Annotated in this window: 9 protein-coding genes; 5 read left to right on the forward strand and 4 right to left on the reverse strand. The window is 69.7% G+C overall.

The features are described 5' to 3' along the window. The first annotated feature begins 16 nt into the window (after positions 1-16). Entirely contained in the window at positions 17-1,972 is a 1,956-nt protein-coding gene (thrS, locus tag RC1_RS13490; RefSeq protein WP_012567971.1) for a threonine--tRNA ligase, read from the forward strand. A gap of 168 nt (positions 1,973-2,140) precedes the next feature. Then, a complete protein-coding gene (infC, locus tag RC1_RS13495) occupies positions 2,141-2,680 on the forward strand; it encodes a translation initiation factor IF-3 (RefSeq protein ID WP_041785368.1) in 540 nt (179 codons plus the stop codon). Positions 2,681-2,851: 171 nt separating this feature from the next. Here infC and RC1_RS20850 read toward each other — a convergent pair whose 3' ends face one another. From RC1_RS20850 to RC1_RS13505, 3 genes are all read right to left on the reverse strand, one after another. Further along, positions 2,852-3,064 carry an antitoxin MazE-like protein gene (locus RC1_RS20850; RefSeq protein WP_148213459.1) on the reverse strand — a complete coding sequence of 71 codons (213 nt, stop codon included), beginning with the start codon at positions 3,062-3,064 and terminating at the stop codon, positions 2,852-2,854. A gap of 157 nt (positions 3,065-3,221) precedes the next feature. Continuing rightward, a complete protein-coding gene (locus RC1_RS13500; protein WP_012567974.1) occupies positions 3,222-4,820 on the reverse strand; it encodes a phosphoenolpyruvate carboxykinase in 1,599 nt (532 codons plus the stop codon). Between the two features lie 268 nt (positions 4,821-5,088). After that, entirely contained in the window at positions 5,089-5,850 is a 762-nt protein-coding gene (locus RC1_RS13505) for a HugZ family pyridoxamine 5'-phosphate oxidase (protein ID WP_012567976.1), read from the reverse strand. 217 nt (positions 5,851-6,067) lie between these two features. Between RC1_RS13505 and RC1_RS13510 the strand changes: the two genes are divergently transcribed. From RC1_RS13510 to RC1_RS13520, 3 genes are all read left to right on the forward strand, one after another. Further along, positions 6,068-6,766: a response regulator transcription factor gene (locus tag RC1_RS13510; protein ID WP_012567977.1), complete on the forward strand. Its 699-nt coding sequence runs from the start codon at positions 6,068-6,070 to the stop codon at positions 6,764-6,766. 42 nt (positions 6,767-6,808) lie between these two features. Beyond that, positions 6,809-8,629: a stimulus-sensing domain-containing protein gene (locus RC1_RS13515; RefSeq protein WP_012567978.1), complete on the forward strand. Its 1,821-nt coding sequence runs from the start codon at positions 6,809-6,811 to the stop codon at positions 8,627-8,629. 200 nt (positions 8,630-8,829) lie between these two features. Then, positions 8,830-11,064, forward strand: a complete 2,235-nt coding sequence (locus tag RC1_RS13520; RefSeq protein ID WP_012567979.1) for a PAS domain-containing sensor histidine kinase — start codon at positions 8,830-8,832, stop codon at positions 11,062-11,064. A 10-nt stretch (positions 11,065-11,074) separates the two neighbouring features. Here RC1_RS13520 and RC1_RS13525 read toward each other — a convergent pair whose 3' ends face one another. Next, a complete protein-coding gene (locus RC1_RS13525) occupies positions 11,075-11,773 on the reverse strand; it encodes a 2OG-Fe(II) oxygenase (protein WP_012567980.1) in 699 nt (232 codons plus the stop codon). Between the last annotated feature and the right edge of the window lie 102 nt (positions 11,774-11,875).

The raw sequence follows: 11,875 nt of genomic DNA on the forward strand, positions 1-11,875 counted from the left end.
AGCCTCTGCGCAGGATATGGTCTCCATCACGCTGCCCGACGGCGGCGTGCGAACCTTTCCGCGCGGCACTACCGGGGGCCAGATCGCCAGCGCCATCGCCAAGAGCCTGGGCAAGGCGGCGCTGGCGGTGAAGATCGACGGCAAGCAGCGCGACCTCGCGCTCCCCGTCGAGCAGGACTGCCGGCTGGAGATCCTGACGCGCGAGAGCCCGGAGGCGCTGGAGCTGATCCGGCACGACGCCGCCCACATCATGGCGGAGGCGGTGCAGGCCCTCTATCCCGGCACGCAGGTGACGATCGGCCCGGCCATCGCCACCGGCTTCTACTACGACTTCGCCCGGTCCGAGCCCTTCACGCCCGACGATCTGGTGAAGATCGAGGCGAAGATGCACGAGATCGTCAACGCCGACGCCCCCTTCACGCGGGAGGTCTGGAAGCGCGACGACGCGATCGAGCACTTCAGGTCGATCGGCGAGAAGTACAAGGCCCAGATCATCGAGGACCTGCCGGCGACGGAGACGATCACGATCTACCGCCAGGGCCGGTGGTACGACCTCTGCCGCGGTCCGCACCTGCCCAGCACGGGCAAGGTGGGCCACGCCTTCAAGCTGATGAAGGTGGCCGGCGCCTACTGGCGCGGCGACGCCCGCAACGAGATGCTCCAGCGCATCTACGGCACGGCGTGGCGCACCGAGAAGGAGCTGGCCGACCACCTGCACCAGATCGAGGAGGCGGAGAAGCGCGACCACCGCAAGCTGGGCCGCGAGATGGACCTGTTCCATGTGCAGGAGGAGGCCGTCGGCTCCGTCTTCTGGCATCCCAAGGGCTGGGCGCTCTACCGGACGCTGGAGAACTACATCCGCACCAAGCTGGACGCCGCCGGCTATGTGGAGGTGCGCACGCCCCAGCTCTATGACAGCAGCCTGTTCAAGGCGTCCGGCCACTGGGACATGTATGGCGACAACATGTTCAAGATCCGGGAATCCGTGGCCGAGGACGGCACCGAGAAGTTCCTCGGCGTGAAGCCGATGAACTGCCCGGCCCATGTGCAGATCTTCCGCCAGGGGCTGAAGAGCTACCGCGACCTGCCGCTGCGCATGGCCGAGTTCGGCAACTGCCACCGCAATGAACCGTCGGGCGCCCTGCACGGCATCCTGCGGGTGCGCAACTTCACCCAGGACGATGCCCATATCTTCTGCACCGAGGATCAGGTGGGGCAGGAGGCAAAAGAATATTTCGCGCTCCAGCTCGGCGTCTACAAGGACCTGGGTTTCGACAAGATCGCGGTGAAGCTGGCGCTGCGCCCCGACGTGCGTCTGGGCACGGACGAGACCTGGGACAAGGCGGAAGAAAGCCTGCGCGTGGCCCTGCGTGCCAATGATCTGGAATTCGAGGAACTGCCGGGCGAGGGCGCCTTCTACGGCCCGAAGGTGGAATTCCACCTGACCGACGCCATCGGCCGGTCCTGGCAGTGCGGCACCCTGCAGCTCGATTTCCAGCTTCCCGAACGGCTGGACGCCAGCTACATCGGGCAGGACGGCGCCCGGCACCGTCCGGTCATGCTGCACCGGGCCATCCTGGGCAGCCTGGAACGGTTCATCGGCATGATGATCGAGCATTATGCCGGCAAGTTCCCGCTCTGGCTGGCCCCGGTGCAGGTCGTGGTCGCCACCATCGTGTCGGAAGCCGACGCCTATGCGCAGACGGTGGCCGAGACCCTTCGCCGCGCCGGGCTGCGGGTGGAGGCCGACGTGCGCAACGAAAAGATCAACCTGAAGGTCCGGGAACACAGCCTGGCCAAGGTTCCGGTCATGCTCGTGGTCGGCGCGCGGGAGGCCGAACAGGGCACCGTGGCGGTGCGACGCCTTGGCGGCAAGGATCAGGAAGTCCTTGCCCTGGGCGATGCCGTTGCTAGACTCAAGGATGAAGCCCGCAGTCCCGCGGGTGCCGAAACCGTTTCGCCCGCGTTCTGACCTTGCGGTCCGGCCGCGGGGTCCGGCGGAGCCCCTTCGGGAGTTCCGCCGGAGCGACGACACAGGTAGAGTGACAACCAGTCAGAGTGACAACCAGGGCGTTCCGCTGAACCGGCCGGGTCCTTCCGGACCCCGCGGCGGGCCCCCTCAGACGAAGGAGAAGGTTCCATAGCACGGCCTACCCCCCAAGACCGGGAACCCCAGCGCGACGGACCCCGGATCAACCGCGAGATCAATGTCCGCTCCGTCCGCCTGATCGATCAGAACGGCGACATGGTCGGCGTGGTCAGCCTGCGTGATGCGCTGATCGCCGCCGAGGAGGCTGGACTCGACCTCGTGGAGGTGAGCCCGAATGCCGATCCGCCGGTCTGCAAGATCCTCGACTATGGCAAGTTCAAGTACGAGGCGCAGAAGAAGGCCAACGAGGCCCGCAAGAAGCAGAAGATCATCGAGGTCAAGGAGGTCAAGCTCCGGCCGAACATCGATGATCACGACTACGACATCAAGATGCGCAACATGCGCCGCTTCCTTGAGGAAGGCGACAAGGTCAAGGTGACCATGCGCTTCCGCGGCCGTGAGATGGCGCACCAGGATCTCGGCATGGTCATCCTCGTGAAGGTGCGCGACACCCTGGAGGATCTGGCCAAGGTCGAGCAGATGCCGAAGCTCGAAGGCAAGCAGATGATCATGGTGCTGGCTCCCCGCTGACCGCGGTGGGCCCGGCCGGCGCCCTGCCCGGCCGATCCCGTCCTTGCAAAACCCCCGCCTGCGGCTCCGCGGCGGGGGTTTTCCGTTTCCGGGTCCGCGACGGACATCGGCGGCGTCAGCCGAAACCTCAGCCGAAACCCAGGAAAAGCGCCAGAGAGCGCGTGACGGCGATCAGGCTCCCCTCGTCCAGCCGGCCGAACGGGGCGCCGACCTTCTCCGGTCATCCAGGTCCGCCCCGGCGGCATCCAGGAAATCCAGCAGGGCGGGATCGGCACGATCGGCCCGGGCCGTCACCCGCGCCTGCCGCCGGCATTCCTCGGCCAGGCCCGGCCGCGCGCAGGGCGGCGCGGCGCCTGCGGACCCGCTTGGCCGACGATGCGGCATCGCTCCCTCCCGTTGCAGCCCGGTACAGGAGACATGCGCCGCGGGCCGGACCCGGGTCAATCCCCTCCCCGATTCCGCGTCCGGCCCCCGCAAAAGCGAAGGGCCGGGGGATCGCTCCCCCGGCCCTTGCCGATCCGTTGCGCGGGGGCGCCGCCGGTCAGGCGGCGACCTTCACGCCGGCGCCGCGCACCTTCTCGTCCACATGCTCGGCGAACTGGGTGAAGTTCGCCTCGAAGCGGCGGGCCACCTCGCGCGCCGTGTCCTCGTAGGCGCGCTTGTCGGTCCAGGTGTTCTTCGGCTGGAGCACCTCGGTCGGCACGCCGTCGCAGCCCTCTGGCACCATGAGGCCGAAGCTCGCCTCCGGGACGTGCGGCACGGTGGCCAGACGGCCATCCAGCACCGCGCGCACCAGGGCGCGGGTGTGGGCGATGGACATGCGCTTGCCGGTGCCGTAGGCGCCGCCGGTCCAGCCGGTGTTGACCAGCCAGCAGTTGGCGCCGCCGCGGGAAATGCGCTCGCCCAGCAGCTTGGCGTAGGCGCTGGGGTGGCGCGGCATGAAGGGCGCGCCGAAGCAGGTGCTGAAGGTCGCCTGCGGCTCCGTCACCCCCTTCTCCGTGCCGGCCACGCGCGAGGTGTAGCCGGACAGGAAGTGGTACATCGCCTGTTCCGGCGTCAGCTTGGAGATCGGCGGCAGCACGCCGAAGGCGTCCGCCGTCAGCATGATGATGTTCTGCGGCTGCCCGCCCATGCCGCTGTTGCTGGCGTTGGGGATGAAGTCGATCGGGTAGCAGGCGCGGGTGTTCTCGGTGTGGCGCGCATCGTCCAGGTCAAGCTCCCGGGTGCCCGGGTCCATGACGACGTTCTCCAGCACCGTGCCGAAGCGGCGGGTGGTGGCGTAGATCTCCGGCTCGGCCTCGGGCGACAGGCGGATCACCTTGGCGTAGCAGCCGCCCTCGAAATTGAAGACCGAGGTGTCGGACCAGCCGTGCTCGTCGTCCCCGATCAGGGTGCGGCTGCCGTCGGCCGACAGGGTGGTCTTGCCGGTGCCCGACAGGCCGAAGAAGATCGCCGTGTCGCCGGCCGGGCCGATGTTGGCCGAGCAGTGCATCGGCAGGATGCCGCGCGCCGGCAGCAGGAAGTTCAGGATCGTGAAGACCGACTTCTTGATCTCGCCGGCGTAGCTGGTGCCGCCGATCAGGACCAGGCGCTTCTTGAAGTTGACCAGGATGAAGGTCTCGGTCCGGGTGCCGTCGCGCTCCGGCACCGCGCGGAAGTCCGGCACCTGCAGCACGGTGAAGCCCGGCTCGAACTCCCGGCGGTCGCACAGCTTCGGCCGGATGAACATGTTCTGGGCGAACAGGTTGTGCCAGGCGTGCTGGGTCACGATGCGGACCGGCAGGCGGTGGTCCGGGTCGGCGCCGGCGTAGAGATCCTGGACGAAGACCTCGCGGCCCTGGAGATAGGCCTGGACACGGGCGAGCAGACGGTCGAACGCGTCCTCGGAGATCGCCTTGTTGTTGCCCCACCAGATCTGGTCGGCGGTGGTCTCTTCCTGGACGATGTACTTGTCGTTGGGGGACCGGCCGGTGTGCTGGCCGGTCAGGGCCACCAGGGGTCCGTCCTTCGCCATCTGCGCTTCGCCGCGGCGGATCGCCTGCTCGTAGAGCGCGGCGGCGGAAAGGTTCCAATGCGCGGCCTTCAGGTGGCTCAGGCCCAGGTAATCCAGGCCGAAGCTGCTGATGACGGGACCGGTCATGTGCACTTTGGCGTTCTCCTCTGGTGCGATCGCACGGGGGCGACGGGCCCGGTTCCCTGCATGCCCGGCACACTGCACGCAAGCGAGGGGGCGGCGCGCGGACCGGCGCCTGCCCCTGTAACGGTGCCCTGATGTAACGGCGGTGTAGACTTACCGTTCTGCCCGACGGGCCGCAACCCTCCGCCAAGGAGGGAGCTACGCGAGCTTTGCCATACGACATTTCGGATTACGCAGGGCAGAAGGCTCCCGGCACCGTTTCCGGCCCTTCTCACAGAGGTTGCGCGGCCCGTGCCTGCCGGACCAGCCGGACCAGTTCCGCCCGCGCCTCCTCCGCCGTCGTGACGGTCCTCCCGAAGGGCAGGCGCGCGCTGGCGCCGCCGGCCCGCAGGTCGCAGCCCTCCGGGTCCAGCCCGGTCAGGCGCCAGTCGCCGGCCGGCCGGCCCAGCAGCACGGTGGCGTAGAGCGCCACGGCATCGGCATGGTCGGCGTTCATGTGGCCGATGATGTCCCCTTCCCGCGCCGTCAGTTCCGCGCAGGCCGCGGCGGGCAGCAGCAGGTCGGCGGCGGCGATCCAGCGGATGCGGCCGAAGCCGGCCACCAGATGCGCCCGCTCCGGCCGCAGCCGCCACAGCGCGAAGTCGGAGAAGCCGGCATACTGCGCCGCCTCCGGGTGGCGCGCCACGAAACGGTCGCGCAGCCGCGGCTCCGCCGTGCGCTCCATCTTACCCAGCACGGACAGGCGCGGCCCGGTCAGCGGCTCGTCCAGCCCGCCGGTGCCGTCGAACAGCAGCCCGGCCCGCGGGTCCTGCTCCAGATTGCGGGTGTGCTCCGCCAGCCCGGAGATCAGCAGCAGCGGCGTGGCGTCCAGGTCCAGGGCCACCAGCACCAGGGACGGCAGCGGCCAGCCTTCACGGTCACGCTGCGCCGTCGCCAGCGCCGCCCGGCCGCAGCCGCGCATCACCGCCCGGCCGGTCGCCGGCCCCTCGCCCGTCCAGGCATCCTCCGGCGGAGATGGGGTCATGTCGCTCATCGTTCGCCTCCCCTGCTGCACGCTCCCGGGTGGTCCCACCCGTGCGGCCCCTTCCGCGCGGTTTCGTCCGTCCGCTGCGGCAGGCCCCGTGTCCTGCGATCCAAATGATGCCATATTGCAGGCGATCCTGAACCCGATGGATCGGGCGGGACCGCCGGGCGGCGGCTTCGCCCCCGGGAAACGCCCACGCTGCGCAGGAAGGCAGGAGAAGAAGACGGTGGCCCAGACGATCGCCCTGGTCGATGACGACCGCAACATCCTCACCTCGGTCTCGATCGCGCTGGAGGCGGAAGGGTTCGAGGTGCGGACCTACGGGGACGGCGACGAGGCGCTGCGCGGCCTGACCTCGCGGCCGGTGGACCTGGCCGTGCTGGACATCAAGATGCCCCGCATGGACGGCATGGAACTGCTGCAGCGTCTGCGCCAGACCTCGGCGGTGCCGGTGATCTTCCTGACCAGCAAGGACGACGAGATCGACGAGCTTCAGGGGCTCCGCATGGGGGCCGACGACTACATCAGGAAGCCGTTCAGCCAGCGTCTGCTGATCGAACGCATCCGGGCGCTGCTGCGCCGGCAGGAGCTGACGCACGGCCGCGGCGAGGCGGATCCCGGCCAGATGCTGGTGCGCGGCGAGCTGGTGCTGGACGGCGCCCGCCATCTCTGCACCTGGAAGGGGCAGGAGATCGACCTGACCGTCACGGAATTCCTGCTGGTCAAGGCGCTGGCGCAGCGCCCGGGCCACGTCAAGAACCGCGATCAGCTCATGGATGCCGCCTATGGCGAGCACATCTACGTGGACGACCGCACCATCGACAGCCACATCAAGCGGCTGCGCAAGAAGTTCAAGGCGGTGGACGAGAACTTCGCCCAGATCGAGACGCTCTACGGGGTCGGCTACAAGTACCGCGACAACTGAGACAGCGGCGATCGACGACGCAACCACGGACCGGGGCCGGGCATGACCTTCGACCTGCGCGCCGAGCGGCGGGAGGCTCCGGCCGGTGACGCCACCGCCCGGCGGCGCACGCCGCGCGGCCGTTCTCCGGTGCCGGACGGGTCCGCTCCGCCGGACGGCGGCAGCCGCGGCACGGCTCCGCTCTGGCCGCCGCCGGCCGAGGCGCCGCCGGCGCGGCCCCGGCGGCGGATGCGGCTGCGCCGCCCCGTCTCCCCCATCACGCTGCGCATCCTGGCGGTCAACGTGCTGGCGCTGGCGATCCTCGTCGGCGGCCTGCTCTATCTCGGGCGCTATCAGGACCGGCTGATCCAGGCCGAACTGGAGGCGCTGGCGACGGAGGCGCGGATCTTCGCCGGCGCCCTGGGCGAAGGCGCGGTCCGGCCCAGCTACGACGAGTTCAACGAACCCTCCGCCGAGCTGTCCTGGGAACTGGCGCGGCAGATGGTGCGCCGGCTGGTGGAGACGACCGACACCCGCACCCGGCTCTACGCCCCCAAGGGCGACCTGGTGGCCGACAGCCGCATCCTGGGCGGGCCGAAATCCATGGTCCAGATCGAGGAGCTGCCGCCGCTGCGCGACGGCAACAGCCTGAGCGAGCTGGGCATCGCCCTCTACGACCGCATCGTCAACAGCCTGCCGGGGCGCGAACACCTGCCGGTCTACCCCGAGGACCGGGTCCAGGACGCGGCCCAGTTCCCCGACATGCAGCGCGCCCTGGCCGGCGACATCGCCACCGGCGTCTGGCGCGTGGCGCGGGAGAGCGACCGCACCGACATGCTGCTGACCGTGGCTGTGCCGGTGCAGCGTTACAAGCAGGTGCTGGGGGTGGTCTACCTGTCCCGTGCCGGCACCGACATCGACCGCGAGGTGCGGCAGCAGCGGGTGGACATCCTGAAGCTGTTCGGGGTGGCGCTGGGCGTGACGGTGCTGCTGTCCTTCTATCTGGCCCGCACCATCGCCGGCCCGATCCGCAAGCTCGCCCGCGCGGCGGACGAGGTGCGCCATGGCCATGGCCGTCAGGCCATCATCCCCGATTTCGGCCGCCGCCACGACGAGATCGGCGAGCTGTCCGTAAGCCTGCGCGAGATGACGGCGGCGTTGTGGAACCGGATGGACGCCATCGAGCGTTTCGCCGCCGACGTGGCGCACGAGATCAAGAACCCCCTGACCTCCATGCGTTCGGCCGTTGAAACGGTGCAGCGGGTGAAGGACGAGACGCAGCTCCGTCGGCTGCTGGCCATCATCCACCATGACGTGCAGCGGCTGGACCGGCTGATCTCCGACATCTCCAACGCCTCCCGGCTGGACGCCGAACTGTCGCGCGCCCAGGCCTCCCCGGTCGATGTCGGCACGGTGCTGACCATGCTGCGCGATGTCACCATGGCAACCTGGGAGGAACCGGACCCGGGCGAGCCGGTTCCGCCGCGGCTGGTGGTGGAACTGCCGGCCGGCGCCGATCTCGTGGTGCCGGGCATCGAGGGGCGGCTGACGCAGGTGTTCCAGAACCTCGTCTCCAACGCGCTCTCCTTCTCCCCGCCCGGCGGGGTGGTGACGCTGCGCGCCCGGGCCCTGCCCGACCGGGTGGAGGTCACCTGCGAGGACCAGGGGCCGGGCATCCCCGAGGGCAAGCTGGACGCGATCTTCGACCGCTTCTACAGCGAGCGCCCGAAGTCGGAGGATTTCGGCCGGCATTCCGGCCTCGGCCTCTCCATCTCCAGGCAGATCGTCGAGGCGCATGGCGGCACCATCGCGGCCACGAACCTGCGCCGGCCGGGCGGCGAGATTTCCGGCGCGCTCTTCACCGTCCGTCTGCCGCGGCGCTGACGCCCCCTCCCGGTTGCACCGGCCCGGGGTCCCGTTAACCATGATGGTGACGGGAATGCCGTCCGGTCAAGAGTTGCCGCAACCGTTCCTCCGGCGAACAGAATATTCGTTCACAGCCGTTAAAGCTCAGCCCCCCCCGATCACACCCGCGTAGCAACCTTGTCTGGAAGTGGAATCAGCTTCCGTGCGATAAAGAGAGGATGAACCTGTCGCCGTTCTTCAACCTGTCGCAGGACCTGCTGTCGATCGTCCGCACCGACGGCACCATCGTCGCGCTGTCCCCGGCCTGGGAGCGGGAGCTGGGCTGGTCGGTGGCCGAGCTGGTGGCGACGGACGGCCTGGATCTCCTGCACCCCGACGACCGCAGGGCTGCCCGTGACCGGCTCCGGCTGCTCGCGGCCGGACAGTCGCCGCAGCGGTTCGAACTGCGCTGCCGGCGTAAGGACGGACGCTATCTCTGGCTGAGCGGCCAGTCCGCCCTGTCGGCCGGGGACGGGCGCATCTACAGCGTCTGCCGCGACGTGACGGAGTCTAAGCGGACCGCCCTGCACCTTCTGGCGGTGGAAAGCCATTCCCGCGTCGGCACCTGGGATCTGGATCTGGAGACGGGGGTCCTGAACTGGTCGCCCATGACCCACCGCATCCATGCCACCGACCCGGCGACCCACCGGCCCTACCTGGAGGAGGCGGGGCGCTTCTTCCCGGGGGAGGCCCTGCCCGCCCTGCTGGGGGCTGTCGCCGACCTGCATCAGGGGGGCGGGCCGGTCCGCCTGGAACTCCCCTTCCTGACGGCGGACGGGCGGGCGCGCTGGGTCCTGTTCTCCGCTGCCGCCGAAGCCCATGCCGGCCGGCCGCGGCACGTCTACGGCACGCTGGAGGACATCACCGAGAAGCGTCAGGAACGGCTGCACCTGCTGGCCTTCAAGGACATCGTCGAGCGCTCCAACGACGGCATCTGGGTCCTCGGCCCCGACGGGCGGACGCAGTACGCCAACGGCCGCATGGCCGCGATCATGGGCTGTTCCGAGCAGGATCTCCTGCCGGCCCGTTTCCTCGACCATGTGCTGGCGGAGCCGCGGCCGCGGGTCGCCGACCTGCTGACCGGGATCGTGCGGGTCGAACGCGACTGGTCGGACTTCCAGATGTGGCGGATGGACGGAAGCGCCTTCTGGGCCTCCGCTTCCATCCATCCCCGGCGGGCTCCGGACGGCACGCTGCATTCGACGGTCGTGCTGGTGCGCGACATCTCCGCCTGGCGACGGGTGGAGCTGGAGCGGGAGGTGAACCGCGCCCGGCTGGAGCTGTCGCAGAACATCGCCCGGCTGGGCTACTGGGAGCTGGACCTGCGCTCCGGTTCCGTCTTCTGGTCCGACGTGGTGTACGACATCTTCGGCGTTTCGAAGGACCAGGGTGCCCATGAGCAGCCCGCCTTTCTGGCCGCCGTGCATCCCGACGACCGCGACCGGGTTCTGCAGATGCAGCAGCGTATCGAGTCGATCGGGTTCGCCGACGTGGAGCACCGCGTCGTCCGCCCCGACGGGGAAGTCCGCTGGGTGCACGAGGTGGCTAAACTGGACAGGGATGCGGATGGCCACCCGTTGCGGATCATCGGCACGGTGCAGGACATCACGCCGCAGAAGGCGGTGCAGGCCCGTCTGGATCAGGCCGTCGCCCAGGCCGAGGCGGCCAACCGCGCCAAGACGCAGTTCCTCGCCACCATGAGCCATGAGCTGCGGACACCGCTGAACGCCATCCTCGGCTTCTCGGAGATCATCCGCGACGGGACCTTCGGACAGGTGTCGCCCGGCATCTACCAGGAATATGCCGGGCACGTCTTCGACAGCGCCAGCCACCTGCTGGACATCATCAACGACGTGCTGGATCTGGCGAAGGTGGAGTCGGCCACCGTGACCCTGACGCCGGAGCCGGTCCCGCTGGAGGAGACGGTACGCCGGGCCGTGCAGACGGTGCGGCCGATCGCCCGCGACCGCCGCATCAGCTTCGCTGTCCAGGGGGGGCCGGCGGTGACGGTGCTGGCGGACCGCCGGGCGCTGTTGCAGTCCCTCTACAACATCCTGTCCAACGCCCTGCGCCACAGTCCGGAGAACGGCACCGTGGAGGTCCGGCTGGAGCCGGAAGACGGGTTCGGCGCCCTGACGATCCGGGATTTCGGTCCCGGCTTCCCGCCCGACGTGCTGGCCGAACTGGGCCAGCCCTATCCGGGCCGGCGCAACGTCTATGTCAGCGCGGCGCGCTCCACCGGCCTCGGCTATGCGATCACCGCGGCCCTGCTGGGCGCCATGGGCGGGGAGATCGAAGCCTGCAACGCGCCGGACGGCGGCGCCTGCGTCACGTTCCGCCTGCCGCTGGCACCCGCCCCCGGTGCCGGGGCACAGGTGTCCGATCCGGTCACCGCCCCGGCGCCCACGGCCTGAGGGCGCAGGGTCAGCGGTTGGAGACCGGCTGGTCGGGGAAGGCCAGTTCGTGCCGGGACTGCCACTCCGCCACCACGTAGTTCACCATCAGGGTGCGGCGGACGCCCCGCACCGGACGCGGCTCGAAGCCGTGCCAGGTGTTGCTGCCCGGCACGAAGATCAGCGCCCGGTTGAACGAGGCGTCGGTGCGCGCGACCGGGGCCGCGGCGGGATCGGCATAGATGTCCGTGCCCCAGTCCTGCGCATCTTCCGGCGGATTCAGATAGATCAGCAGGGTCAGCAGCTTGGCGCCGATGTCGGTGTGCGGCCGCAGCCAGAAGCCGGCCGTGTCCAGGCAGTACTCGATGCGCAGGAACGACCCGGCCAGCGGTGCGCGGCAGCGCGAGGACAGCAGCGCCACCGTCTCCGGATGCTGGAAGGCATGGGCGATGTCGGCCGCCACGGGATGCCGCTGCTGCTGGTCGGGGTTGAAGAAGATGCGGCTGGCGTTGTGCGTGTCGCGCCGGCCCTGCGTGTCGCCCACGGCGGCCGGGGCGTGCGGCAGCCGGGTCACCCCTGTCGCCACCGGCTCGGGCAGCGTGTCGGTCAGCAGCCAGTGGCGGAACGGCCATTCCTGCTGGCGGCTGGCCTCCAGCGCATGGTGCAGGTGAAGGGCGGTGGCGGACGGGCGGACGATCGTGCTGACAGGCATCGTCAGGGCATGGGGCATCGGGACCCTCTCTCCTCACATACGCGGTCCGGTCGGCCGCGCGGGGCGGCGGACGAACAGGGACGGGCGGTTTCCCGCCGGGCGGTGACGCCGAAGGTCGCT

This window comes from Rhodospirillum centenum SW (genome assembly GCF_000016185.1).
Taxonomy (GTDB): Bacteria; Pseudomonadota; Alphaproteobacteria; order Azospirillales; family Azospirillaceae; genus Rhodocista; species Rhodocista centena.